Annotated in this window: 20 protein-coding genes; 5 read left to right on the top strand and 15 right to left on the bottom strand. The window is 64.8% G+C overall.

The features are described 5' to 3' along the window. Position 1: 1 nt before the first annotated feature. Positions 2 to 1,081, bottom strand: coding sequence for a 4-oxalomesaconate tautomerase (locus HU729_RS00200; RefSeq protein ID WP_186707739.1), 1,080 nt, complete (start codon positions 1,079 to 1,081; stop codon positions 2 to 4). Between the two features lie 147 nt (positions 1,082 to 1,228). On the opposite strand from HU729_RS00200, the gene HU729_RS00195 reads away from it, so the two are divergent. After that, on the top strand, positions 1,229 to 2,122 hold the full coding sequence (locus HU729_RS00195; RefSeq protein WP_186664126.1) for a LysR family transcriptional regulator: 894 nt from the start codon (positions 1,229 to 1,231) through the stop codon (positions 2,120 to 2,122). A gap of 36 nt (positions 2,123 to 2,158) precedes the next feature. On the opposite strand, the gene HU729_RS00190 is transcribed toward HU729_RS00195, so the two are convergent. Both HU729_RS00190 and HU729_RS00185 read right to left on the bottom strand, forming a co-directional pair. Continuing rightward, complete coding sequence (locus tag HU729_RS00190) at positions 2,159 to 3,094, bottom strand: cyclase family protein (RefSeq protein ID WP_186664127.1); 936 nt, start codon at positions 3,092 to 3,094, stop codon at positions 2,159 to 2,161. 217 nt (positions 3,095 to 3,311) lie between these two features. After that, on the bottom strand, positions 3,312 to 4,223 hold the full coding sequence (locus tag HU729_RS00185; RefSeq protein ID WP_054895604.1) for a LysR family transcriptional regulator: 912 nt from the start codon (positions 4,221 to 4,223) through the stop codon (positions 3,312 to 3,314). Positions 4,224 to 4,436: 213 nt separating this feature from the next. Here HU729_RS00185 and HU729_RS00180 point away from each other — a divergent pair, with 213 nt between their 5' ends. The 3 genes from HU729_RS00180 to HU729_RS00170 are packed head-to-tail and all read left to right on the top strand — an operon-like array spanning position 4,437 to position 8,032. Further along, entirely contained in the window at positions 4,437 to 5,741 is a 1,305-nt protein-coding gene (locus tag HU729_RS00180) for an MFS transporter (protein ID WP_186707737.1), read from the top strand. 27 nt (positions 5,742 to 5,768) lie between these two features. Further along, positions 5,769 to 7,010: a Zn-dependent hydrolase gene (locus HU729_RS00175; protein WP_186707881.1), complete on the top strand. Its 1,242-nt coding sequence runs from the start codon at positions 5,769 to 5,771 to the stop codon at positions 7,008 to 7,010. After that, positions 7,010 to 8,032 carry a histone deacetylase family protein gene (locus HU729_RS00170; RefSeq protein WP_186707735.1) on the top strand — a complete coding sequence of 341 codons (1,023 nt, stop codon included), beginning with the start codon at positions 7,010 to 7,012 and terminating at the stop codon, positions 8,030 to 8,032. Before HU729_RS00175 ends, HU729_RS00170 begins: the two co-directional genes overlap by 1 nt. A gap of 100 nt (positions 8,033 to 8,132) precedes the next feature. Here the strand turns inward: HU729_RS00170 and HU729_RS00165 are convergent, their stop codons facing one another. The 6 genes from HU729_RS00165 to HU729_RS00140 all read right to left on the bottom strand — a co-directional run bounded on the left by HU729_RS00165 (position 8,133) and on the right by HU729_RS00140 (position 16,404). Next, positions 8,133 to 9,788, bottom strand: a complete 1,656-nt coding sequence (locus tag HU729_RS00165; protein ID WP_186707733.1) for a GMC family oxidoreductase N-terminal domain-containing protein — start codon at positions 9,786 to 9,788, stop codon at positions 8,133 to 8,135. A gap of 54 nt (positions 9,789 to 9,842) precedes the next feature. Continuing rightward, a complete protein-coding gene (locus tag HU729_RS00160; protein ID WP_186664132.1) occupies positions 9,843 to 11,060 on the bottom strand; it encodes a mandelate racemase/muconate lactonizing enzyme family protein in 1,218 nt (405 codons plus the stop codon). Continuing rightward, positions 11,057 to 12,349 carry an MFS transporter gene (locus HU729_RS00155; protein WP_186707731.1) on the bottom strand — a complete coding sequence of 431 codons (1,293 nt, stop codon included), beginning with the start codon at positions 12,347 to 12,349 and terminating at the stop codon, positions 11,057 to 11,059. Before HU729_RS00155 ends, HU729_RS00160 begins: the two co-directional genes overlap by 4 nt. Positions 12,350 to 12,431: 82 nt before the next feature. Next, positions 12,432 to 13,856, bottom strand: coding sequence for an aldehyde dehydrogenase (gene aldA / locus HU729_RS00150; RefSeq protein WP_186707729.1), 1,425 nt, complete (start codon positions 13,854 to 13,856; stop codon positions 12,432 to 12,434). A 391-nt stretch (positions 13,857 to 14,247) separates the two neighbouring features. Next, entirely contained in the window at positions 14,248 to 15,186 is a 939-nt protein-coding gene (locus tag HU729_RS00145) for a LysR substrate-binding domain-containing protein (protein ID WP_186664137.1), read from the bottom strand. Between the two features lie 48 nt (positions 15,187 to 15,234). Then, positions 15,235 to 16,404 (bottom strand): porin, encoded by a 1,170-nt coding sequence (locus tag HU729_RS00140; protein ID WP_186707727.1) that lies wholly within the window; start codon positions 16,402 to 16,404, stop codon positions 15,235 to 15,237. 214 nt (positions 16,405 to 16,618) lie between these two features. On the opposite strand from HU729_RS00140, the gene HU729_RS00135 reads away from it, so the two are divergent. After that, positions 16,619 to 17,494, top strand: a complete 876-nt coding sequence (locus tag HU729_RS00135; RefSeq protein ID WP_186664141.1) for a LysR substrate-binding domain-containing protein — start codon at positions 16,619 to 16,621, stop codon at positions 17,492 to 17,494. Between the two features lie 138 nt (positions 17,495 to 17,632). Here the strand turns inward: HU729_RS00135 and HU729_RS00130 are convergent, their stop codons facing one another. From HU729_RS00130 to HU729_RS00105, 6 genes are all read right to left on the bottom strand, one after another. Continuing rightward, entirely contained in the window at positions 17,633 to 18,592 is a 960-nt protein-coding gene (locus HU729_RS00130) for a lysylphosphatidylglycerol synthase domain-containing protein (RefSeq protein WP_186707725.1), read from the bottom strand. Then, complete coding sequence (gene clsB, locus HU729_RS00125) at positions 18,592 to 19,794, bottom strand: cardiolipin synthase ClsB (protein WP_186707723.1); 1,203 nt, start codon at positions 19,792 to 19,794, stop codon at positions 18,592 to 18,594. Before clsB ends, HU729_RS00130 begins: the two co-directional genes overlap by 1 nt. Next, a complete protein-coding gene (locus HU729_RS00120) occupies positions 19,791 to 20,564 on the bottom strand; it encodes an endonuclease/exonuclease/phosphatase family protein (protein ID WP_186707721.1) in 774 nt (257 codons plus the stop codon). Before HU729_RS00120 ends, clsB begins: the two co-directional genes overlap by 4 nt. After that, complete coding sequence (locus HU729_RS00115) at positions 20,561 to 21,505, bottom strand: DUF72 domain-containing protein (protein ID WP_189657653.1); 945 nt, start codon at positions 21,503 to 21,505, stop codon at positions 20,561 to 20,563. Before HU729_RS00115 ends, HU729_RS00120 begins: the two co-directional genes overlap by 4 nt. A gap of 74 nt (positions 21,506 to 21,579) precedes the next feature. Further along, the gene (locus HU729_RS00110; RefSeq protein WP_186707720.1) at positions 21,580 to 21,723 is read right to left on the bottom strand and encodes a hypothetical protein; all 144 of its coding nucleotides are present in this window, start codon (positions 21,721 to 21,723) and stop codon (positions 21,580 to 21,582) included. A gap of 223 nt (positions 21,724 to 21,946) precedes the next feature. Then, positions 21,947 to 26,074, bottom strand: a complete 4,128-nt coding sequence (locus HU729_RS00105; RefSeq protein WP_186707718.1) for a CheR family methyltransferase — start codon at positions 26,072 to 26,074, stop codon at positions 21,947 to 21,949. Between the last annotated feature and the right edge of the window lie 51 nt (positions 26,075 to 26,125).

The following is a 26,125-nucleotide window of genomic DNA, read 5'->3' as shown; positions in this document are numbered from 1 at the left end:
CTTAGCCTGCGAGTCGCCGCGTGGACGGTGCGTAGACGAACCCCGAGAACAATCGGCGTGCGGTCCGTACCACCGAGGCTTGCAAGGTCTGGCCATCGGCACCGGAGCGCGACAGGGCGATGTCGATGACCCCGCTTGGATGCTCCAGACGTACCTCACGCAGGGCCTGGGCCTGTTCGCCGAGTAGGTCGCCGATCACTGTGCCCGGGCTGACACAGGCAGTGGCCAGGCCGATCGCGCCGGTGATCGCCAGCGCCCGGTGGCAGTTGTGCGGCATGAAGTAACGAACCTGCAGCGTGCCGTCGAAGCGTGGGGCAGACACGACCACCGGCTTTGGGATCACCATGTTGCTCACATCTCCCAGGCCCATGGCCCGGCCGGCTTTCAGCCGCAGGGCTTCGAGGCGTTTGAGCAGCTTTGCATCGGCGTCCAGTTGAGCCGGGCTCTCGCTGCCCTCAAGCCCCAGGTGCCGAGCGTCGACGATCATCATCGGCATGGCCATGTCGATGCAGGTGACTGGTACGCCATCGATCACCTGCTGGGACTGGCCAGTGGGGAACAGGCTGCCGGTCTTGCTGCCGACGGCATCGAGGAATGTCAGGTGCACGGGGGCGGCTGTACCTGGAACGCCGTCGATGGCGGTACGACCCTCGTAGCGCACGATGCCGCCAGGCGTCTGTACCAGCGAGTTGACGAATGTACCGGTATTGAGGTTGCGGATGCGCACCAGCGTCTGGCCGTCGTCACCTTTGACCAGCCCTTGTTCGATGGCGAAGGGCCCGACCGCGCACAGCATATTGCCGCAGTTGGGCGCAGTATCGACACGGCGCTCGGCGACCATCACCTGCACGAACAGATAATCGACATCGGCATCGGGGTGCAGTGAAGGGCTGATGATCGCAACTTTGCTCGTCTGTGGGCTGCCACCGCCAATGCCGTCGATTTCCAGTTCATGGCCAGAGCCCATCAGGGATATCAGCATCTCGTCGCGCTCGACGATATTGGACGGCAAGTCCCAGGCATGGAAGAAGGGGCCTTTGGAGGTCCCGCCGCGCATGAGCACACAAGGAATTCGTTGCATGAAATCTAACTCTTGTTGATCAATGGGCATCATTGATGTGTCTGAGACAAGAGTGACAGGGGTGGATAAATCAATCCAATGCAAATATCGTCGCTATTATTGCGTTTTATAAATAAATTGACGGCCAGTGTCTGAAAGAGAATCAGCATGGAATATGAACTTCAGGACATACGATCTTTCGTGAAAATCGCCGAACTGGGTAGTTTTCACGAGGCAGCGGAGTTTTTGCATTTATCGCAGCCCGCCTTGAGCCGACGCATCAAGAAGCTCGAGGATGGCCTTGGGACACCCTTGCTCGAACGCACCACGCGGCGGGTCGGGCTGACCAGTGTCGGGCGTGACTTTCTACCCAAGGCCCGGCGCCTGCTGGACGATTTCGAGGATTCGATCCTGAGCATTCGCGAGTTGGCCGAGCGCCAGACCGGGCAGGTGACTCTGGCCTGCATCCCCACGGCAGCGTTTTATTTCCTGCCCTCGGTGATTCGCCTCTACAACGAGCAGTACCCCAAGATTCGCATCCGCCTGCTCGACCTCAGTGCCAACGATGGGCTTGAGGCGGTGCTGCGTGGCGAGGCCGATTTCGGGATCAACATGATGAGCGGGCAGCATCCGGACATCGAGTTCGTCCCACTGGTGCAGGAGCAGTTCGTGCTGGCCTGTCGGCGTGACCATGTGCTGGCCGGGCGCGTGTCTGTGAGCTGGACGGAGCTGGCAGAGCACCGGCTGATCGGGGTAGGGCGGCTGAGCGGCAACCGCATGCTGCTCGACCACGCGCTGTCGGGATTGGGGCTGCGGCCCAAATGGTTCTACGAGGTGCAGCACCTGTCGACCTCGCTAGGTATGGTCGAGGCTGGGCTGGGGGTGTCGGCGATGCCGAGCCTGGCGATGCCGGCGGCCGATCACCCGACCCTGGTCAGCGTGCCGCTGATCGAGCCTGAGGTGACTCGCACGCTGGGCCTTGTGTATCGCCGCGGCGCCTCATTGTCGCCAGCGGCGGAGAAGTTCGTCTCGATCCTGCTGGAACAGTGGCCGAACGTGTGATCCACCCTGTAGACAGGGCGGGCCGCAGCGCCTCGATCAGCGAATCGCCACCGGGTTGATGTTCACCTGGGTCGAGCCTTTGTAGAGCGGCTGGCCAAGCACGAACATGAACTCGAAGGCCTTGTCCTTGACCAGCGCCCGGGTATCGATCAGCTCGAGGTTGTAGATGCCGCGCTTGGCCAGCATGAACTGGTTGACCGGGAACTCTTCGCCCGTGGGGTTCGGATACACCTCCGAGGCCCAGGTGTCACCGCCGAAGGCGACGATGCCCTGGTCGGCCAGCCATTGCGCAGCCGGCAGGTCGATGCCGGGCTCGGTGGCGAGGAACTGCGCGTTATCCTTGCCGATCAACTCCAGCCAGCCGGTGTTGAACAGCACCACATCGCCTTTGCGCAGGGTGATGTGCTGCTTTTTCAGCACGGCCTGGATGTCGGCGACGGTAAACGCGGTGCCGCCGGGAACGATGGCCTTGCCGTAGTGTGCGGTCATGTCCAGCACCACGCCGCGCGTCACCATCGGCGGCACCTTTTCGATGCCCAGCCTGGTCACGCCTTCGACCGTGACGAAATCGGCAGCCTTGTTGCCGTTGTAGTAGACGTTGTCGATGCCGATATGGCCGATGCCGTTGAGCTGGGTACCGACGCCGGTCCAGCCGTTGACCAGTTCATCGTTGAAGGTGAACTTGTTGCGACCGAGGGTCTGGCCGGCCTGTTCGCCGGGCTGGATGTTGTAGAGGTGGAAGCTGCGGTGGCGGAAGGCCGGCAGGTCCTTGCTCACCGGCACGGCGAGGGGGTAGGTCTTGCCGGTCTTGATCAACTCGGCGGCCTGCTTGACCACCTCGGGGGTGAGCAGGTTGGCGGCGCCGATTTCATCCTGTGCGCCATAGGGCGAGGCTTGCCAGTCGGCGGCCAGTGCACTGTGCGCGGTTGCGGCCAGTGCGGTGGCCAGAAGCAGGGGTTTGAACGCTTTCATGGAATCTCCGAGGTGTGAAATGAAGCCGGGAGATTCTCGGCAGCAGGTGGCTTGGGAAAAAGTAGCGGTCGGGACAATCACTTTTGCCTGTGGGTCAACAGGGCTGCCCATCGCGGGACAAGCCCGCTCCCACAGGAATTGAGCTGGCTTTTAGATTGTTGGATGAGGCCGTTGCTCCTGCCATCACGGTGTCCAGCCACCTGAGAACACTCGACAATCACACCTCCAGGCACCGCTGCAACGCCTCGATAAACACCCCCTCTGCCCGACTCAAGCGTTGCTCGCGGTTCCACAGCAGGTGGATATCCACATCGGCAATGCCTTCATGCGGCGCCAGCTTCCAGAGCAACCCGGCCTGCACATCCGCTGCCACCACATGCTCGGGCAGGCAGCCTATACCGAACCCTGCGATCACCAGCCGACGCACCTCTTCAAGGCTCGGGGAGGACGCGACGATCCTCCCGGAGAATCCTTGCTGGTCGCGGAAGATGGTCAATGGCGAGAGCATGCCGCCAATCTGGTCGCTGGTGAAACTGACGAAATTCTCCCGTTGCAGGTCGCCTTCCTGGGCGCCGAACAGTGCGTGGTGCTTGCCGCAGAAGAAGGCATAGCGCTGGCGCAGGAACAGGCGCTGCTCCAGGCGCGGTTGCGCACGGCGGTTGAGGCTCAGGCCTGCGGTGGCGGTCTTTTCCTGCAGGGCCGCGACGATGTCGGAACTGCGCATCACGTCGATTTCCAACTCCACCCGAGGGTGCTGGCGATGAAAGTCGGCGAGAAAGTCGTCGAAGCGCTCGCTGACGATACGGCTGATCATCAGCAACCGCACCTTGCCCACCACTTCGTCAGCAGGTTGCTCCAGCAGCCCACCGATCTGCGACATCTGTCCATACACCTCGCCGGCGAGCTGGAACAGTTGCTCGCCCGTTTCGGTGAGCACGAAGCGTGGGCCGCGGCGGGCGATGAGCTGGCGGCCGAGTTGTTCTTCCAGGCGTTTGAGCGCCTGGCTCACGGCCGGTTGCGTAAGGTGCAGGCGAGCGGCGGCGCGGCTGATGGAGAGTTCCTGGCCGATCACCCGAAAGGTGCGCAGCAGGTTCCAGTCGAGGCGGTCGTTGAGCAGGCGGTCGGACATGATGGGCTCGAATGATAAGCATGGCTAATAGTTCGAATAATAAATAGAAAATTGACTAATCATAGCCCCGGGTAGATAAATCAAGGGCATGCAGAGGGCCAGTGGGAGCGGGCTTGCCCGCGAAAAGGCCACCCCTGCAGCAAGACCAAGCGCCAGAGAGCGCCACCGTGACCCTCAACTCCTGCCAGAACAACAAGCAAAGGAGCCAGCCCCATGCAGCCTTCCGCTTCGCCCCAGCCGCGCCGGGCCGCGGCCGCCGCGTTCATCGGCACCATGATCGAATGGTACGACTTCTACATCTACGCCACCGCCGCCGCCCTGGTGTTCGGTGCCTTGTTCTTTCCTTCCGACAACAGCCTGTTCAGCACCATGGCGGCCTTCGGCACCTTCGCCGTCGGCTTTTTCGCCCGGCCATTGGGCGGCATCGTGTTCGGTCATGTGGGTGACCGCATCGGGCGCAAGAAATCCCTGGTCATCACCCTGCTGATGATGGGGGTGGTCACCATCGGGATCGGCCTGCTGCCGACCTACGCACAGATCGGCGCCACCGCACCGGTGCTGTTGATCCTGCTGCGTATCGTCCAGGGCATCGCCGTGGGTGGCGAGTGGGGTGGGGCGGTGTTGATGGCGGGCGAGCATGCGCCCAAGGGCCGGCGTACCTTCTTCGCATCGTTCGCCCAACTGGGCAGCCCGGCGGGGCTGATCCTCTCGCTGCTGGCCTTTGGCGCCGTCACCCGCCTGCCGGAAGAAGACCTGATGAGCTGGGGCTGGCGCCTGCCGTTCCTGGCCAGTGCGCTGTTGCTGCTGGTCGGCCTGGCGATTCGCCTGGGGGTCAACGAGTCGCCGGAGTTCATCGCCAGCCGCGAACAGGCGCTCAAGGCCCAGCGCAAGGAGCAGGCGCCGGTGCTGGAGGTGCTGCGTACCGCCTGGCGTCCGCTGTTGCTGTGCATCGGTGCCAATACGCTGGGCATCGCCGGCGTCTACTTCACCAACACCTTCATGATCAGCTACACCACCCAGCAGCTGCACCTGGAGCGCTCGCTGATCCTCGAATGCCTGTTCTTCGTGGCGATCATCCAGTTCTGTGTGCAGCCCATCGCGGCCTGGCTGTCGGAGAAGCTCGGCGCCACCCGCTTCCTTGCCCTGATGGCGCTGTTGGCGATGGCCTCGCCTTACCCGATGTTCGTGCTGGTCAGCTCCGGGCAGGGGCCGCTGATCGTGCTCGGTATCGCCCTGGCGGCTGCGTGCATGGCGTCGTTCTACGCGGTGATTGCTGGCTTCGTCAGCGGCATGTTCCAGACGCGCGTGCGCTACACCGCGATTTCCCTGGCCTACCAGGTGTGCGGCGCCATCGCCGGTGGCCTGACGCCGTTGATCGGCACCTGGCTTGCCCATCAGTTCAGCGGCCACTGGTGGCCGATGGCGCTGTTCTACACCTTGATCGCCAGCATCTCGCTGGTCTGTGTACTGGCCCTGGCGCGCCAGTATGCCCACAGCCAGCGCCTCGAGCTGGCCTGAAATCCCGATTCGACTGGAGTACCCATGATGTTGAAAAGCAATGGCGAACGCCTGTGGGCGAGCCTGATGGCCATGGCCGAGGTGGGCGCTACCGCCCGTGGCGGCAGTTGCCGCCTGGCCTTGAGCGAGGACGACAAGGCCGGCCGCGAGCTGTTCGTCGGTTGGTGCCGCGAGGCTGGCCTGAGCCTGTCGGTGGATGCCATCGGTAACCTGTTCGCCCGACGCCCCGGCCTCGAGCCACAGGCTGCGCCCGTGATGATGGGCAGCCACCTGGACACCCAGCCTGAAGGTGGACGCTTCGACGGCGTGTATGGAGTGCTGGCCGGCCTGGAAGTGGTGCGCTGCTTGAACGACCTCGGCATCCACACCCGCAAGCCGCTGGAAATCGCCGTGTGGACCAATGAAGAGGGCGCACGCTTCACCCCAGCGATGTTCGGCTCGGCGGTGTTCACTGGCGTGCTCGATCTGCAGCAGGCCCTGGCGATCCAGGATGCCGATGGTATCAGCGTCGCCGAGGCGCTGGCCTCCACTGGCTATGCCGGTGAGCGGCCATTGGGCGGGCCGGTGGACGCCTATTTCGAGGCGCATATCGAGCAGGGGCCGATCCTGGAAGACAACGCCAAGAGCATTGGCGTGGTGACGGGCGGTCAGGCGATTCGCTGGCTCGACGTCACGGTCCAGGGCATGGCCGCCCACGCTGGCACCACGCCGATGGGGCTGCGCAAGGATGCGTTGTATGGCGCCGCGCGGATGATCCAGGCGGTGGAGCAACTGGCGGCCGACTTCGCCCCCGAAGGCCTGACCACGGTGGGCGAGCTGTCCATCGGCAAAGCGTCGCGCAATACCATCCCGGGCGTGGTGCGTTTTACCGTCGACCTGCGCCATCACCGCGACGAAGCCATCGAGGCCATGGAACGTCAACTGGGTGAGTTGCTGCAGGTTGTCGCCGCCCAGCGCGGCTTGCGTGTGAGCGTCGCGCGGCATTGGGTCAGCCCGGCCACCCCGTTCGATGCCGAGTGCGTGGCGGCGGTGCAGCACGCGGTCGATGCCCTCGGCCATACCCAGCAGCGGATCGTCAGTGGCGCCGGGCACGATGCGATTCTGCTGGCGCGCTACTGCCCGACAGCCATGATCTTCATCCCTTGCGTGGGCGGCCTGAGCCACAACGAAGCCGAAGACGTGCTGCCCGACGACGCCCGTAACGGCGCCGATGTATTGCTCAACGCCGTGCTGGCCCGTGCCGGCCGTGTCGAACCAGGAGAGGCCTGATGCGCTGCTATTTTCACCCCGAACAACTGCTGCACCATCCGCGCAGCTACTACTCCCGTGGTGCCATGCGCACCCCTCAGGAAGTCCCTGAGCGCGCTCAGCGCCTACTGCAAGCGGCCCGCGACCTGGACATGGACATCCGCCAACCGCAGGATGCCGGCCTGACGCCGCTCGCCGCGGTGCACGGCGAGCCCTACCTGGCCTTCCTCCAGGAGGCGCACGCGCGCTGGAAAGAAGTGCCCGAGGATTGGGGCGACGAAGTGATGTCGAACATCTTCGTGCGCGAGCCCAACGCCTTGCGCGGCATCCTGGCCCAGGCGGCGCGCTACCTGGCCGATGGCAGTTGCCCGGTGGGCGAGCAGACCTGGCGCTCGGCCTACTGGTCGGCGCAGAGTGCGGTCGCCGGGGCCCGGGCGATTCTTGACGGCGAACGTGCGGCCTACGCCCTGTGCCGTCCGCCGGGGCACCACGCGCGCTTCGATGCCGCAGGCGGTTTCTGCTACCTCAACAATGCGGCCGTCGCTGCTCAAGTATTGCGCGAGCGCTACCACAAGGTCGCCGTGCTGGACACCGACATGCACCACGGCCAGGGCATCCAGGAGATCTTCTACACGCGCAGCGATGTGCTGTATGTCTCGGTGCACGGTGATCCCACCAACTTCTACCCGGGCGTGGCCGGCTTTGCCGATGAGCGTGGCGCAGGCGAGGGCGAGGGTTACAACCTGAACTTGCCGATGGCCCATGGCGCGAGCGAGGGGGACTTCCTGGCGCAACTGGACATTGCCCTGGATGCGCTGAAGGATTTCGATGCCGAGGTGCTGGTGCTGTCGCTCGGTTTCGATATCTACGAACTCGATCCGCAGAGCAAGGTGGCGGTCACGACCCAGGGCTTCGCCACGCTTGGCGAGCGGATTCGCGAGCTGGGGCTGCCATGCCTGATCGTGCAGGAGGGCGGCTATCACCTGCAGAGCCTGGAGGCGAATGCTCAGGCGTTCTTCGCTCAAATGGATGATTGGCGCTGAATTTAGTATGCAAATGGATTGTTTTATGGCGTGGAGTCGCGTTTTTACTCACTAAAACCGGGCAAGCTGCCGTGCAGCTCGCCCGATTCGCCTGTGCCGCTCAGGCCGAGCGTCGTTGAGTCTCTGCCAGGATCGGGGCACTCTGCTCGACCGATTCGAGAATCAGGTCTGCCCCTTTTTCTGCCACCATCATCACTGCTGCGTTGGTATTGCCTGAGGTCACATTGGGGAATACCGAGGCATCGACGATGCGCAGCCCGTCCAGCCCATGCACCGCCAACCGCGCGTCCACCACGCTGGTCGACGGGTCGTTGCCCATCGCGCAACTGCCGCACAGGTGATAGATCGACCCGCAGTTCTCGCGAAAGTACTGCAGCATGCTCGCGTCATCGTCCACTGCCGGGCCCGGCAGCACTTCCTCGACCGTGATCGCCCGCAACGCCGGGGCCTGCATGATCGAGCGCATCAGACGGCTGCCCTGGATGGCCTCGTCGATGTCTTTCTGCGTGCTCAGGTAGTTCGGATCGATCAGCGCAGGCTCACGCGGATCGCGTGAGGCGATGCGGACTTCGCCGCGGCTGGTCGGTCGGCACGGATTGAAGCACAGCAGGAAACCCGAGTAAGGCTCCGGCTGCAGACTGGCCTTGTTGTTCTTGGGAATCTGGTACGACAGCGGGTTGAAGTATAACTGCAGGTTCGGGTGCGCCTGTTGGGCATCGCTGCGGAAGAACCCACCGGACTGGTTGACGCTCAGCGCCAGCGGCCCCTTGCGGGTCAGCAGGTATTGCAGGCCGAGCCGCAGCTTGCCCAGCAGCGAGCCGAACACATCGTTCAAGGTCGGGATATTGGCCTTGTAGTAGTAGCTCACGCACAGGTGGTCTTGCAGGTTCTTGCCCACTGCCGGTAAGTGGTGACGGGTGTCGATGCCGTGCCGGTCGAGCAGGGCGCGGTCGCCGATGCCGGAAAGTTGCAGGATCTTTGGCGTGTCCACCGCACCGGCCGCCAGGATCACCTCGCGCCGGGCACGGAACTCGCGCGCCATGCCGTTCTGCGAAATGCGTACGCCGACCGCGCGCTTGCCCTCGAGCAGCACCTGTTCGACCAAGGCGTGATGCTCGATGTGCAGGTTCGGACGACCCAGCGCCGGGTGCAGGTAGGCGAAGCTGCTGGAGCTGCGTCGTCCATCACGCACGTTGACGTCATAGATGCCGGCCCCTTCGAAGTGCTTGCCGTTGAAGTCTTCGCTGCGCGGATAGCCCAGTTGCTTGCAACCCTCGAGAAACACATCGCAGATCGGATGGGCCTGGCCTTTCATCGGGGTGATGCCGATCGGCCCGTTGGCGCCGTGGTATTCACTGGCCCCGGCCGGGTGCGATTCGAGCTTGCGAAAATACGGCAGCACGTCCTTGAACGACCAGCCCTCGGCGCCATTGGCGGCCCAGTCATCGAAATCATGGGCCTGGCCGCGCACGTAGATCATCGCGTTGATCGAACCCGAGCCGCCTTGCACCTTGCCGCGCGGTGCATACAGGTTGCGCCCGGCCAGATGGGCCTGGGGCTGGGTGTAGTACATCCAGTTGAAGGTGGGGTTGTAGTAGAGCTTGGCGAAGCCCACCGGCAGCTTGAACCATGGCGAGCTGTCCTTGCCGCCGGCTTCGAGCAGCAGCACGCTGTGGCGCCCCGACTCGCTCAGGCGCGCGGCGAGGATGCAGCCGGCCGAGCCTGCGCCGGCGATGATGTAGTCAAAATCGTTCATGTATCGCTAACCCTGTGAATAGAGGGCCGCCCCGAGGCCGGGGCGGCTTGACGCTCAACCTTTGGCCGGCGAGGCGTCCTTGACGTCGACCGGATGCGGCGCCATCTGCAGGTGCAGGCGCTCGCCTTCGTAGCCTGAGTGACGGCGTACCACGTCCATGTCCAGCTCGACCCCGAGGCCCGGCTCGCGGGACGGGATGATGTAGCCGTCCTCCCATTGCAGAGGCTTGTTGAGGATTTCGGCGTGGAAGCCATCCCAGGTGCCGATGCTTTCCTGGATCAGGAAGTTCGGCGTGCAGGCCGCCAGCTGGAAACTCGCCGCCGCGCCGATCGGGCCGTTGTAGAGGTGCGGGGCGATCTGCGCGTAGTAGGCCTCGGCCATGCTGGCGATCTTCTTGCCCTCGAGCAGGCCGCCGCAGCGCCCGACGTTCATCTGCAGGATCGACGCACCGCCCGCCTGCAGCAGCTTGAAGAACTCGTACTTGGTGGTCAGGCGCTCGCCGGTGGCAATCGGAATGCTGGTCTTGGCCGCGACCTGGGCCATGGCCTCTTCCTGGCCCGGTGGGATCGGCTCTTCGAACCACAGCGGATCGTATTTTTCCAGGCGCTTGGCCAGGCGGATCGCCGACGACGGGACCATTTGCCCGTGGGTGCCGAACAGCAGGTCGCAACGGTTACCCACCGCTTCGCGGATGCGTTTGCAGAAGGTTTCGCAGCGCTCCAGCACCTCCAGCGACAGCTGATGGCCGGAGAACGCGGTGTAGGGGCCGGCCGGGTCGAACTTCAGCGCGGTGAAGCCCAGTTGCATATTCTGCACGGCGCACTCGGCGGCCAGGTCCGGGTCGCTGTAGTCGTACTCGCCCTGGGCGTTGACCGGGTAGAGGTAGGTATAGGAGCGCAGGCGCTCGTGCACCTGGCCGCCGAGCAGCTCGTAGACCGGCTTGTTCGCGGCCTTGCCGATGATGTCCCAGCAGGCCATTTCCAGGCCGCTGACCACGCCCATCATGGTCAGGTCCGGGCGCTGGGTGAAACCGCTGGAGTAGGCGCGGCGGAAGAAGCGCTCGATATGGTGCGGGTCCTGGTCGAGCAGGTAGCGCGCGAACACGTCCTCGATGACCGGCACCATGGCGCGCGGGTGGAAAGTCGCGGCGTAGATCTCGCCGACGCCCTCGATGCCGCAGTCGGTCTTGAGGGTGACGAACAGCCAGTACATGCCGCCGACATGCGGCGGTGGCACGGCCACCACGTGGGTTTGCAGGGATACGATCTTCATGCTTTGCCCGCCTTGGACTTGATGCGTTTGTTCAGGATGAGGGTGGCGACGACGCCGAGCAGGCCCATCACCACGACGTAGGAGAAGTAGATCTGGTAGCCGAGGAAGCCTGGGAAGTGATCGATGATCCAGCCGTTGAGCAGGGGCAGGAACACGTCCGGCGAGTAGCCGACCAGGGAGATGATGCCGATCGCCAGGCCCGTGACCCGCAGCGGCACCTGGCAGTCGTCGAGGATGGCCCAGTACAGGCCGCGGATGGCGTAGGTCATCAGGCCGATGAAGATCACCAGGAACACCAGCACGCCCAGCACCCGCAGGCTCGGCAGCACGATCAGGCCGATCATGCCGACGGCGGCGAGGACCATGGCCCAGGCCAGCACGCCGGTCTTGGAGAAACGGTCACCCAGCCAGCCGCCGCCGATGCCGCCCAGCGGGCGCATCCACAGCTTGATGGTGGTGATCAGGCCGGCGGCGGTGGCGCTGAGGCCGAAGCCGCCCTCTTGCAGGTAGGCCGAGAAGCTGTAGGTGGCCCAGAAGAAGTGGTAGCCGCAGAACACGATGGCGGTGACCAGCCACAGTTCCGGGATCGCCATCAGGGTGCGCAGGTCGTGCAGCAGGTTGGCCTTTTCGCGGGCCTTGATGGTGTCGGCCTTGACCTGCGGGTCGCGAACCAGCATCAGCGCCAGGCCCAGGATCACGCAGCAGGCGGCGTAGAAGTGGATGACCCGGGTCAGGCCCACGGCACTGCCGCCGGCACTGTCGGCGACCTGGGCGAACAGGGCGATGGCGATGGTCGCCAGCAGCGCCTCGACCAGGCCTCGGCCGCCATCGAGCACACCGAAGAAGCGGCCTTGTTCGCTTTCGCCCGCGATCATCTTGACCCGCTTGATCAGCGAGGCCCAGAAGGTCAGGCCGGTGGTGATGCCAAAGCCGCAGAAGATCGCCAGCAGCGCTTCGAAGCCTGGCAACTGTGCGTACCAGACGCCGAGCAGGCCGGTGCCGACCAGCGAGAAGCTGATCAGGAAGCGCGGTGAAATGCGGTCGGCGAGCCAGCCGCTGGGCAGGTAGCTGACCAGGAAGGCGGTGCCGAGGATCGAGTACAGGTAGCCCAGCTCGCTGTTGCTGATCGACAGCGCCTCGAGCATGGTGCTCTGATACACCTGGCGCAGGTACAGCATCGGGTAGATGGCGCCAGCGGCCAGCACCAGCAGGGCCAGTTGCAGGTAGCGCGAGAAGTTGGCAGAAGTGCTGGGCACGCTGAGCGCCTCGGTATTTATTGTTTTTTTCATTGTTGTTCTCGTGGGCGGATCTGTCGTCGGGGTTGTCGCAGGGCAGTGGAGCAGGGCACGCAGGCAGCGTGCCCTGCGCGGGTCAGTACTTGAGGACCACCAGGCGGGTCTGGGTGAATTCGAGCATGCCGTGCTTGCCGTCATCGCCGCCCAACCCCGAGCGTTTCCAGCCGGCGTGGTAGCCCTGGTAGGGGTCGGCAGGGGTGCGGTTGACGTACAGCTCGCCGGCTTCGATGGCGTTGGCCAGCTTCATGGCGCTGCGGTAGTTCTCGCTGTAGAGCACCGACGACAGCCCGAACTGGTGGTCGTTGGCCATGGCCAGGGCTTGGTCGAGGGTGTCGTAGGCCACTACCGGCAGCACCGGGCCGAAGGTCTCTTCCTGGACGATCTCCATGTCCTGGCGGCAGCCGCTGAGCAGCGTGGCCGGGTAGAAGTTGCCCGGGCCCTCGGGCAGGTAGCCGCCGGCTTCGATACGGGCCCCGGCCGCCACGGCGCGCTGCACCTTGGCGTGGATCTCCTCGCGCGAGCCTGCACTGATCAGCGGGCCCATGCAGGCGGCATCCTCGGCGCGGTTGCCGATGCGCACGGCGGCGAACTTGTCGCGCAGCAGGGCGAGGAAGCGCTGGTGCACGCTGGCCTGCACATAGACGCGCTCGATGGCGGTGCACAGTTGGCCGCAGTGGGTGGTCTTGGAGGCGACGATGGCGGCGGCAGCGGCCTCCAGGTCGGCATCGGGCTCGATGATGGCCGGGGTCTTGCCGCCCAGTTCCAGCGACGGCTTGGCGATGTTGGCCTTGCAGTATTCGAGCACCGTGCGCCCGGCGCGTACGCTGCCGGTGAGGGTGATCATGCCGACCGCCGTCTGGGTGCAGAGGGTGGCGGCGACATCGTGCTGCATGGCCAGGATGTTGATCACCCCATCGGGCAATTGCGCCTGCTGCACGGCGCGGGCGATGGCGAAGGCCGACAGTGGGGTGTTGTTGCTTGGGCGCACGACCACGGTGTTACCGGCGATCAGCGCCGGGGCAACCTTGCGCAGCAAGGTGTAGACCGGGTAGTTAAACGGAATCAGGCAGGCGACCACGCCGATGGCTTCGCGCTTGAGCAGGATGGTTTCGTCGCGGGTGTCGCTGGGGATCACTTCGCCTTCGATGCGGCGTGCCCATTCGGCGTGGTAACGGGTGATCTCGGCGGCGTACAGCGCCTCGTTGCGGGCTTCGCCGGGGGCCTTGCCGGATTCGCAGGCCAGCGCTGCACCGATGTCGTCGGCGCAGGCTTCGAGGGCGTCGGCCAGGCGGCGCAGGTGCTGGGCACGCTCGATCGAGGGCAGGGCAGCCCAGCTGCGCTGGGCGCGGCTGGCGGCTTCGACGGCCAAGATGGCCTGGGCAGGGCTGGCGGCGCTGACGCTGCCGACCTGCACGTCGGTGGCCGGGTCGAACACGCTCAGGGCGGGTTGCTCGGGGGCGACGACGAAGCGACCGTCGATGAAGTTGTGTTCTGTACGCATGAAGGTGTCCGCTTGCGGGTTGAACGGGCCCACAAGGGCTGGCGAGCGGGCACGGGGCGGCGCTGGCGCAACGGTTTTCTTGTGGGTTATGGCGAACAATTTGTCGCAGGGAGGGACGGGGAACAAACGATTAATGCGTGGGGGTAATGTGCTTAAAACGCATGTTACTTGGGGGCGCTGCGCGGCCCTTTCGCGACACAAGCAACTGTCTTGCTCAAAATCAAGGCCAGCCCAAAATCCCTGTGGGAGCGGGCTTGTCCCGCGAAATGAGGGCGAAGCCCTCACCTGGGGATCTACAGCCATCCACCATTCCAATGCGTGAATGGGAGGGCAAGACAGTTGCTCCTACAAGAAAATGAGCTGCCCCCGACTTACCCCGCGATGGCGCCGGCTATTCGCAGGCCGCCACCTCCGATGGCCCACCCAGGTTGCGCTCGGCCAGCCACACCTCCTGCATCAGCCACTCGCGAAACTGCTCCACATGCGCGGGCAATTGCTGGTCCGGTCGGGTCACGAACCAGTACGACTGGTGGCCGTCGACCTGCACATCCAGCACCTGCACCAGTTGCCCGGCAGCCAGCTCCCTGGCGACCATCTGCCGGTCGGCGATGGTGATGCCGAGCCCGTCGATGGCGGCGCGGATGGCCATGTCCAGCAGGTCGAATTCATAGCCGCCACGCAGGTCCACACCCTGGATCCTGGCAGCGTCCAGCCAGTGGCGCCAGGTCAGGAAGCGCTGGTCCTCGCGGGCCAGCACGTGCAGCAGGGGCATGTGATGCAGGTCGACCCGGCGCTCCTCCTGCTGGGCCAGCAGCGACGGCGAACACACCGCGATGTGCCGTTCGTGCATCAGCAGCGAACTGTCCAGGCCGTCCCATTCGCCATTGCCGAAACGGATCGCGCAGTCGAGCGTGGCGATTTCCGCGAGGTTGTCCTGCAGTTGGGTGGTGAGTGTCACTTCGAGCCCCGGACACGCCTCGCGCAGGCGCCCAAGACGCGGCAGCAGCCAGCGGCTGGCGAAGGTTGGCGGGGCGTTGAGACGGATGCGCGTGGGGTGCTGGCGTTGCTGGATGCCGCGTACGGTCAGCTCGATACGGTCGAACGATTGCTGCAGGGCATTGAGTAGCGTACGCCCGGCATCGGTGAGCTGCAGGTGATGGTGGCGGCGCTGCAACAGCGATTCGCCAAGCTGTTCCTCGAGCTGGCGCACCTGGCGGCTGACGGCGCTTTGGGTGACGTTGAGCAGTTCGGCGGCGCGGGTGAAGCTGCCGGTGCTGCCGGCCACCTCGAAGGCTTTGAGGGCGTTGAGTGCCGGGATCTTGCGTTTCACTCGCCGTGTCTCCTGGTGGGAGTGGGGCCGCACAGCGGCCCGGGGTTTTCAGAAGTAATAGCCGATGTTCATGTACAGCTGGTTCTCCCAATGGTCGGTGCCGCCCTGGGCGAGGCTTTCGGTGTAGCTGCTGCCGCCGATGTACGGATCGTTGCGCCCGTTCAGCCACTCCACCGCGATGTAGAAGCTGCGCACCGAGAACGAGGTGCCGAGGATGAAGCGTTCGGAACTGTCGAAGCCGGATGCAGACTTGTCGAAGCGGCTGTAGTTGCCATACAGCGTGACTCCGCTGATCCAGTCGCCGAGAAAGGTGCCGGGCACGCTGTAGCTGAGGTCGCCGACGTACAGGTTACCGCGACTGGCGACGTTGTAGGTGCCGTCGTAGCCACCGAAGGTCACTCGCTCGCTGTTGTCCGGGTTGCGTGGCGACATCTGCTGGCGCGCGGCAAGCATCTGCACGCCCCAGGGGCCGTTCTTGCCCAGGTAGTGCACGCCGATCACGTTGCGTCGGCCGTCGTCGTGGGTGTCGCGGTTTTCCAGGCGCGAGGTCAGGCCCGAGATGCCGGCCTCCGATTGCCAGTCGCCGAGCTTGAACGAGCGCGCCAGGCGAGCGACGGCGATCTGCCGCTCCTGGTTGCGGCTGCCGTTGGCGACATAGTCGTCGGCCGAGGTCACCACGCTGGAGTAGGTGGTGCCGTTGCTGGTGCCGCGGCCAGGCCAGGCGGGGCGTCCGTAGAGACCCAGTTGCAGGTTCCAGTCGCCTTGCTGGTGGATGTACTTGGCGCCTACCGCCTCGACGTCCTCAAGCCCGATCACGTTGCCCAGGGTCTCGTAGAAGGTGCTGCCGAAATACGGCTGCAGGCCGAAGGGGATCTTGTTCAGGCCGACCTGGACCTGGCGGTTCTCGTCGAACTTGTAGCCGACCCAGGCGTACTCGGCGAACTGGATATCGCCGACCTTGTCGGTGTACTGGTAGGGGTAGGCCTTGCCATAGAAGCGATAGCGCACCGCGCCGATCCAGCTGTCCGAGTCGTAGTTGGCGCGCAGCATGATGGTGTCCAGGCCGGCCTTGTCGATCTTGCGGTCCGGGTCGTGGTCGAAGCGTGCGCGGATCGCGCCGCCGACGTCGAGGTTCTCGGTGATCGGCACAGCCTGGGCTGCGGCGCTGAGGGTCAGCAGGACGGGAAGCAGGGTGTGACGCAACGGAAGTGCGGGCATGGGTGGGGGCACCTTTGGTGGTTTCTTGTCGTTATCGGGGCCGCTGTGCGGCCCAATCGCGGGACAAGCCCGCGATTGGGGCGACCCTATCCAACGCCCGTGCCCCGGCACAAACGAGCATTACGCAGCGGTAACCCGAGAAAAACGCATGTTTGCAGGCAGTCGCGCCCCTGTAGAATCGCCCTACAAAAACAACGATCAGCAGAGCCCCACCATGCGCACCCTGCCGCCTTTGAACATGCTCAAGGTCTTCGAGGAAGTTGCTCGCCACCGCAGCTTCAATCGCGCCGCCGATGCGCTGAACGTCACCCAGGGCGCCATCAGCCGACAGATCAAGCAGTTGGAGGATTACCTGGGCGTCGTGCTGTTCGTCCGCGGCCCGCGTGGCCTGACCCTGACCGAGGCAGGCAACGCACTGGCCCCGCACCTGGGCGAGGCGTTCGATCGCATCGAGCGGGCGCTGGAGGCGGTGCGCGTGCCCAATCTGCGCCAGCGCCTGCGTATCCTTGCGCCACCGACCTGGGCCACCCGCTGGCTATCGCCACGCCTGCGCGGCTTCATGCAGCGCTACCCGGACATCAGCCTCAGCGTCACCAGCCAGCGTGATGACGAGCACCCCGGCGAACTCGACTGCCGCATCCTGTTCAGCCGTGAAGGCGAGGGCACGGGTAATCGCCGTTTGCTGGTGATGGAACGGCACATCGCCGTGGCCAGCCCCGAGCTGTTCCAGGATGGCCGTGAGCCTTGTCTGCGCGATCACCCGCTGCTGCACATCCTCCACGAAGGCCGCCGCCTGCGGGTGTGGGAGAACTGGCTGGCGGCCACAGGGCGCAGCGATGTCGATGCCGACTGCGGCATCGAGTTCGGCACCCTCGACCAGGTGATCCACACCGCCCTGGCCGGCGGCGGCCTGGCGGTGATCGACCGACAGATGATCGAGCGTGAGCTGGCCAGCGGCAGCCTGCTGCCGATCACCCCGGTGGAGGTGATCGGGCCTTATGGCTACTGGATGGAGGTGCCGGGTGACAAGCGCGGGTTGTCGAAGGTGGAGCGCTTTGCCGATTGGCTGGCAGTGGTGAGCAATCCTTGAGATTGCGGCGTCTTTCTTCGCGGGCAGGCCTGCTCCCACAGGGATGGACTGCCCCCGAAAAGTTGGACAGTTCTCCTGTGCGTCAATGGGGCGGCCAGGCACCGTGGCTGCGTTCGCAATCGCTCCGCGCCTTGCCCATCAGCGCTTGTCGAGGGCTGGCCCGGCCTGTCGGCGCAAGGCCTTGGCGCGTTTTTCGAGGATCAGGTAGGTGACCACCGCCAACAGCAGCGGGATCAGGTAGTACAACGTTCGATAGCCCAGCAGTGCGGCCACCAGCGTGCCCTGGCCGAGCTGGCCGTGAAGCAGGGCGAGGAACACGGCCTCCAGCACGCCGAGCCCGGCGGGTATATGGGCGACCACGCCCGCCACGCAACTGATCAGCAACACACCCAGCACCGAGGGATAGAACAGCTCCGGTGGCAGCAGCAGATGGATCAACGCCGCCATCAGCGCCCAGTTGCTTGCGCCCAGGGCCACTTGGCACAACGCCAGGCGCAGGCTCGGCAGGGTGACTTCATGCCCGCGCAGGTCCCACGTGCGCCGCTTGGCGAAGGCGCAGGCGAACAGATAGGCCAACGCGACCACGATCATCAGGACGCCGATCAGGCGCAGGCCGCCAGCGCCTACCGTCCAGCTCTGCGGCAGCTTGACCAAGCCCAAGGCGAATACGATGCCGGCCAACAGCAGGTAGCCCATCCAGTTGGTCAGCAGCCCCAGGGTGAGGATGCGGGTGATGGTCGGGGTGTCCAGGCCCAGCCTGCCGTACAGGCGGTAACGCAGGGCTACGCCACCGACCCAGGTGGTGAAATTGAGGTTGAATGCATAGCAGACGAATGCTACCGGCAGTACCTGCCGGGCCGGCAGGCGGTGTCCGGTATAGGCGCGGGCGAGCAGGTCGTAGCTGGCGAACACCAGGTAGCTGCACAGAGCCAGCAGCAACCCCAGCACCAGGGTCGAGGGCCGGTAGGCCCGTAGCGACTGGCTGACTTCGTTCCAGTCCAGGTTGCGCGCCAGGGTGAACAGCAGTACCGGGATCAACACCAGGAACAGCACGGTCAGCAGGCGTTTGCCCCAGGTCTTCCAGCGTGCCGTGGCCATCAGGTCTTGCCCTCTTGGTAGTCGGCCGGAGCCTCGCTTTCGCTTTGCAGCGACTGCAGGCGTTGCCGGTGTGCCGGAAACCAGCCAGCGATGCGCGGGAAATAGCGGGTGATGTGGAAGCCCAGGAAGACCAACGGGGCGCGCCACCAGTAGCCACGCACCATGCGCTCCAGCGTCACGGCCTTGCACTGCTCGCGGGTCAGTGCGCTCAAGTGCTGGTAGAGCAGATCGTTGAACGCACGGTCGCGGATCAGCAGGTTGGCTTCGAGGTTGAACGACAGGCTCAGCGGGTCGAGGTTGCTCGACCCCACCGTGGACCAGTCGTCGTCCACCAACGCCACCTTGCCGTGCAGCGGGCGCTGGCAGTATTCGTGGATGCGCACATCGTCGCGCAACAGGTAGTTGTAGAGCAGCCGGGAGAGTGTGCGGACCCAGCGCATGTCTGGCTGCCCCTGGAGGATCAGGGTTACCTCGACCCCGCGCCGAGCGGCGTTGCGCAGCTCGCGCAGCAGGCGGTAGCCGGGGAAGAAGTAGGCGTTGGCCACGACGATACGCTGCCTGGCTTTACGGAAGGCCTGCAGGTAGCAGACTTCGATATCGTTGCGATGGCGCCGGTTGTCGCGTTCCACCAGCACGGCACTGGCCGGGCCTGCAGCGATACCGTTCGGTTGGATTCGACTGGCGGCGTCCAGCACGGGGGCGAGCAATCGGCAAGAGGACGCGTGAAGCTGGCCCACCACGGGGCCGACGACCTCCACGGCATAGTCCTGCTTGGCCTGCGGGCCGAAATCGCCAAGGTGATCGGCGCTGTAATTGAGACCGCCGATGAACGCGCGCTGTCCGTCGATCACCAGGATCTTGCGGTGCAGGCGACGGAACAGGTTGGTGCGCATGCCGGCCAGCCGTGGTTGCGGATCGAACGAATGGAAACGGACCCCGGCCGCAGTCATCGAGGCGATGAACTCGTCGGGCAGGTCGGCGGTGCCGTAACCGTCCACGGCCACCTCGACCCTTACCCCACGCCGTGCGGCGTCGATCAGGGCCTGGCGCAAGGGCTGCCCGACCTTGTCGTCGTAGATGATGAAGGTTTCCAGGAGAATCTCCTCGCGAGCCTGGGCCATGGCCTCGAACACGCGTGGATAGTACTGCTCGCCGTTGATCAGCAACTGGACGTGGTTGCCGTCGCTCCAGGACAGCTTCATAGCGTCACCTGCGCTACCAGCGGGGCGTGGTCGGAGAGGTGCGTCCACGGGTATCTGGACAGCACCCGGGCTTCGCCGGCCTGTGCGTTGCGAAGGTAGATGCGATCCAGGCGCAGCAGCGGCAGGCGGGCGGGAAAGCTGCGCGCCGGCTTGCCGAAGGCATCGACCAGATGCCTCGAGAGGCGCACATCTGCTTTCAGACGCCAGTCGTTGAAGTCGCCAGCGACGATGACCGGCTCGCCCGACGGCAGGCTGTCGAGCAACGCCAGCAGCAGGCCGACTTGCCGCTGGCGGTGCTCTTCGCGCAGACCCAGGTGCACGCAGATCGCGTGCACCTGCTCATGGCCGGGCACTTCGAGCTGGCAATGCAGCAGGCCGCGTTCTTCGTTGCCGTGGATCGTGACGTCAAGGTTGTCGTGGGCGCGGATCGGAAACTTGGACAGCAGGGCGTTGCCATGGTCGCCATGGGGATAGACCGCGTTGCGTCCGTAGGCGAACTGCGGCCACATGCTGTCGGCGAGGAATTCGTACTGAGGTGCCGTCGGCCAGGTCGGGTGGCGCTCGGCATGCTGCTGATGGCTGCCGTGTACCTCCTGCAGGAACACCAGGTCGGCCCCGGTAGCGCGTACCGCCTCACGCAGCTCCGGCAGGATGAAACGGCGGTTGAACAGGGTGAAACCCTTGTGCACGTTGAGGGTCAGCACCGTCAGGCGGTGCACGGCAGTCACCTTGTCGATGATGCAGCGGGGGGCGGGCAAAGTTCCGTTCATAGCGGCTCCTGCGGATCGACGCCGGGCTCTGTCACCAATTCGCCGTCAAGGCCGAGCTTGCCAAGCAGGCGACGGGCATCGTACGGGGCATGCACTTTCTGGTCATTGTCGAAGTAGCAGTACACGTCACGGGAAGCGCGCTTTGCCGGGGCGCGGCGCACGACGCGCTGGGCATCCTCCGGCTGGCCGCCCGCAGCCCAGGCCTGGATACGCATACGCCAGCGGCGCAGCGCGCTGGCGGTATAGCCGCTGCTGTAGAGCTCGACATCGCCATGCAGGCGCAGGTACATGAAATCGGCCGTGACTTCCTCGACATAGGGCCATTTGCCCGCGCTGTCGGCGACCACCAGGGCGACCTTGTGTTTGCGCAGCAGGTCGATGAAGGTATCGCAGAGGAAACTGGGGTGGCGGATTTCCACGGCGTGGCGCAGGCGTGAGTTGCCCTTGACGGTCGCCCCCCCGTTGCCTTGCAGGCGCTCGGCGGCCTGGCGGGCAAGGCGGCGGGCGGCAGAGCGGTCATGCGGGAGCTTGGCCAGAAAGTCGCTGAAGCGCTGCACGTCGAATTTCAGGTTAGGGGGAAACTGCCAGAGGAAAGGCCCAAGTTTGTCACCCAGCAGCAGCGGGCCCGACGCGAAGAAGTTGGCCAGCGCTTCGTCGATCTCGCGAAGCCTGCGCACATGGGTGATATAGCGTGGGGCCTTGACCGAGAACACGAAATCCTCTGGCGTCTCGTCACGCCAGCGGTCGTAGCGTTCCGGAGTCTGCAGCGCGTAGAACGAGCCATTGATCTCGATGCTGTTGACCGCCCGCGAGGCAAACGCCAGCTCGTCGTCCTGGCGCAGCCCCTTGGGGTAGAAGTCCTTGCGCCATGGGCCATAGCGCCAACCGGAAATGCCAATGCGGATCTCGCTCACCACAGCCCCCTGTATTGATGTACTCATCAGTAGCGACCCGTGGCGGATCGAGAGGGTTCAGCAGGATTGACGAGTGGCGCTACCTGGAAAGCGCCGGGCCTTCAGCCGGCGGATTGCTCTTCTGGGGCGACCTGGCCTTCCGGCCATTCGGGTGCCTCTTGTTGGGGATCGGGCGCAGGTATCTTCTCGCCGGGATCGTGTGGGACTTCATCGACATAAGGATCTGGATGATTGGGGTCGCTCATGGTCGGTCTCCTGGGCAGGTAGGTCAGTCGCTTTTATCAACCATGAGGGTGTACCTCTGGTCGAACACAGGAACGCCTGTGTTCAGTTGTGACCAGGGCGCGAGTCATCGCACTGCAAAGATTCTCGGATTTCCAGACCAGTTGCCTGAAGGACCGCCGGACAAACATTTAGCGGGTGAACAACAGCAGTGCAGGGAGTGGCCTTCAGCGGTGCTGAGCCCGTTCAATAGGGCACCGACCCGCACAGTGTCTCTATGGCCTCGACCAGGTCGTCATAGCCCACCGGTTTGTTCAGGTGGCGGTCGAAGCCCGACTGGCGTGAGCGGTACTGGTCGGCGCTGGCGCCGTAGCCGGTCAGGGCAATGGCCGGTGTGTAGCGCAGGTGTTCCAGGCCCCGTAGCGCCTTGATCAGGGCATGACCGTCCATTACCGGCATGCCGATATCGGACAGGATGATCTCGTAGCGTCCGTCGGCGGCGGCCTCGAGCGCTGCTTGCGGGTCGCTGTAGGCCTCGACGTTCGCACCTTCCATCTCCAGCAACTGCTGCATGACCTCGAGGATTTCCTTCGAGTCGTCTACCAGCAGCACCTTGATACCATCCAGGCGTCCGTCGCTGGCCTGCTCGGGAGCATCTGGCGTGGCCTGGCGCTCGGGCGCGCACAACGGTAGGGAGACGGTGAAGGTGGTGCCGCAACCAAGCCCCGCAGAATACGCCGCGACCGTCCCGCCATGGGCCTCGACCAACTGGCGCACCAGCGACAGGCCGATACCCAGCCCTTCGCGGCTGTTGCCGGACAACTGCGGTGCGGCCTGGGTGAACAGCTCGAAAACGCTCTCGAGGCTATCCTCGGTCAGCCCCACGCCCTGGTCGATCACCTCTAGCTGGGCCTGGCTGTCTCGCCTGGCGAGCACCACGCGAATCTCGGTGCCTGCGGGGCTGAACTTCAAGGCGTTGTTCAGGAGGTTCCAGATGATCTGCTCGAGCCGCGTGCCATCGGCCTCGACGTGAACGGGCGCGCCATCGGCCGGCAACACCAGGCGCACGGTGCAAGTATGCTGCTCGTTGAGCACCACCGCATGGATCCCCTGCAGCACTGCGCACAGGTCGATCACCTCGGTCTTGAGCTTGAGCTTGCCGGTGCGGATGCGGGCGACATCGAGCAGGTCGTCGATGATTCGTGCCTGACTGGATACCGCATCACAGATGATCCCGACCGCCTTGCTGGCGGCGCTGGCGGACTTCACCGAGGGCGAGCGCCGCAGGATCTCGGCGTTGAGCTGGATCAGGTTCAGCGGGTGCTTGAGTTCGTGGGACATGACGGCGAAGAACTCGTCCTTCATGTGGCTGCTGCTCTGCGACTCGGCCAGTTGCTTGCTCTGTTCGTCGTGCAGGCGCTTGTGGCCGGTGAGGTCGCGGGCGATCTTCACGTAGCCGCGCAGGCTGCTGCCCTTGAGGCGGGACACTTCGCCGCTGCAGTAGAAGCGGCTGCCATCCTTGCGCACGTGCCAGCGCTCGTCCTGGCCGCGGCCATGGAGGCGGGCGCTGCGCAGCTCGCGCTCTGGCACACCGCTGGCCTGGTCCTGCTCGGTGAAGATCAGTTGGTAGTGGTGGCCGAGGACTTCGTCCTTGCCATAGCCGAAAATCAGCGCGGCACCGGTATTCCAGTCAGTGATCAGGCCTTGTTCATCAAGCAGGATGATGGCGAAGTCATGGGTGCTTTCCGCTACCAGACGCATGCGTTCCTCGCCCTGGCGCAAGCGTTCCTCCGCGGCGCGGCTCTGGCTGATGTCGATGAAGGTCAGTACGGTGCCATCGACATTGCGCTCGCTGGCCCGGTAGGGCAGCAAGCGGGCCAGGTACCAGTGCTGGTTGTGGCCGACCACCTCGCGTTCGATAGTGGTCTCGCGCTCGACCACCGCACGGGCGTCGTCGGCCAGGCCAGGGTAGTCGAGACGATGGGTGATATCGAGTAGCGAGCGCCCGGTGTCCACCGGCAGCATGCTGAAGATGTCCGCGGCGCGGGGCGTGAACCAGCGGATGCACAGGTTGCGGTCGACGAAGACCGTGGCGATGTCGGTCGAGGCGATCAGGTTGCTGAGGTAGTCGTTGACCTTGTCGGTCTCCTCGACCTTGGTCTTGAGCTCGTAGTTGACCGTCAGCAATTCTTCGTTGATCGACTGCAGCTCTTCCTTGCTGGTTTCCAGTTCCTCGCTGGCCGAACGCAGCTCCTCGTTGATCGCTTGCATTTCCTCGTTGGAGGCAGTCAACTCCTGGCTGGAAAACTCCGATTGCTCAATGGTCTCCTGCAGTTGCAGCCGCGTGCGATGCAGTTCGCGCTCCAGGTTGCTCAACACCATGCCTTCGGTCTGCTCGACGGGGGCGCTGGTACTGGCGCTGCTGTCGACTTCGATCGCCTGGAACACCACCAGCAGGCAGTCGGTGCCACTGGGGTCGTCCTGGTGCGGCTGCACCAGGATTTGCACGGCCGTGGGATGTTCGTCGAGGCTGACCGAGACACTGCGCGAGGTCACCGCCTGGCCGCTGCCTTGCGCCTGCAGCAAGGTACTGCGCAAGGCCGGTCGCAACGGCGCGATGATCAGGCTGAGCAGGTTGTGGCTGAGCTCGCCACCGGCGTGGTGCAGGAAGCGCCCGACACCTTCACTCATGTGCAGGATATTGCCCTCGGTATCGATCACCAGGCTGGGCGGCGTGCAGCGGGCGAGGGCGCGGTGATGGATCTCGGCGTAGGACAAGCGGCGACTGCTGCGTGCGCGGGCCGGTGGTGCGAGCGCAGGCTCCGGGGCCTGCAGGCGCGGCGGATGGCTGGTGGTCTGCACTTCCCGGGCGCGGAAGATGCGGTTGCGTTTGTCCACGGCGACGAACAGGTCGGCCGCAAGGTCCGTCGACTCGGAGCTGCCAAGGAACAGATGGCCGCCTGGACGCAGGGCGAAATGGAACAGGCGCAGGATATCGCGCTGCACCTCGCGGTCCAGGTAGATCAGCAGGTTGCGGCAGACGATCAGGTCGAGCTGGGAGAATGGCGGATCGGACAGCAGGTTGTGACGGGCGAACAGGACCTTTTCCCTGATTTCCTTGCGCACCCGCAAGTGCTGGTCCTCCTTGATGAAGAACTGGCGCAGGCGTGCCGCCGACACGTCGGTGGCGATGGCGTCCGGATACCGGCCGGCGCGACCGATGTTGATGGCGCGTTCGTCGAGGTCGGTGGCGAATACCTGTACTTGGGCGCTGCGCTGTTCCACCGCCAACTGCTCGGTCACCAGCATCGCCAGGCTATAGGCCTCCTCGCCGGTGGAGCAGCCTGCTGACCAGAGGCGTACCTCGTGCGCGGACTCTTCACTGGCATCCTTGTTGACCAGGCCCGGCATCACATGGCGCTGCAACGCCTCGAACGCCTCGCGATCGCGGAAGAAGTTGGTCACTCCGATCAGCATGTCGGCCAGCAGTGCCCGCGACTCCTCAGGGTGGTGCTGCAGGAAGTCGAGATAGCCGGCCAGCTCTGTCTGGCCGGTGACATGCAGGCGGCGTTCCAGGCGGCGCAGTACGGTGGCGCGCTTGTAGTGGCTGAAGTCGTGTCCGGTCTCGCCTTGCAGCGTCAGCAGGATCTCATCCAGCAGCGGGTCGCTCGCCGCCGGATCACCCTCGCGCTCTCCCAATGGCGGCGGCAGGCTGTCGTCTTCGATTTCCGGCAGTTTCACCTGCCGCGCCGTGCGCCACAACTCGACCAGGCGCGCAGGCATTTCAGCTACTGGCAGCAGCAGGTCAACCATGCCGGTGGCCAGCGCCGCACGGGGCATGTCGGGGTACTCGGCATCATCGGGTGCCTGCACCAGGGTCACGCCACCTTGTTCCTTGATGCGCGACAGGCCTACGGCGCCGTCGCTGCCGGTTCCCGAGAGCACCACGCAGAATGCATGGTCCTTGTGCACGTCGGCCAGGTCGCGAAAGAACAGGTCGATGGCCACATGATCGCCGCGGCCGCGCTTGGCTGGGCTGACCCGCAGGTAGCCGTCGTTGGTCGAGAGGCGATTGGCTGGCGAGATCACGTAGACATGGTTGCGTTCGATCGGCACCGGCTCGCTGACCTGGCGTACCGGCATGCGGGTGACCGCCTGGATGATCCGGTCAGCCTGGCTCTGGTGATGGGGGGAGAGGTGCAGGACGACAACGAACGCCATGCCGGAGTCGTCCGGGGCGTGCCGGAAGAACCGGCGGATCGCTTCCAGGCCGCCGGCCGAGGCGCCGATGCCGACCACGGGGAAACCCAGATGGCTGGGGCTGAGCGCCGGATTGTGCGGCGAGGCGAGGGACGGTTTGCTGGACGACTTCATGGCATCAGCCTTGTTCGGACCTGGAAATGGCCTGGGGCGAATCGCCGGGCA

This window comes from Pseudomonas sp. RW10S2 (genome assembly GCF_014268985.1).
In the GTDB taxonomy this organism is placed as follows: domain Bacteria; phylum Pseudomonadota; class Gammaproteobacteria; order Pseudomonadales; family Pseudomonadaceae; genus Aquipseudomonas; species Aquipseudomonas wayambapalatensis.
This window is presented reverse-complemented; position numbering and strand designations above follow the sequence as displayed.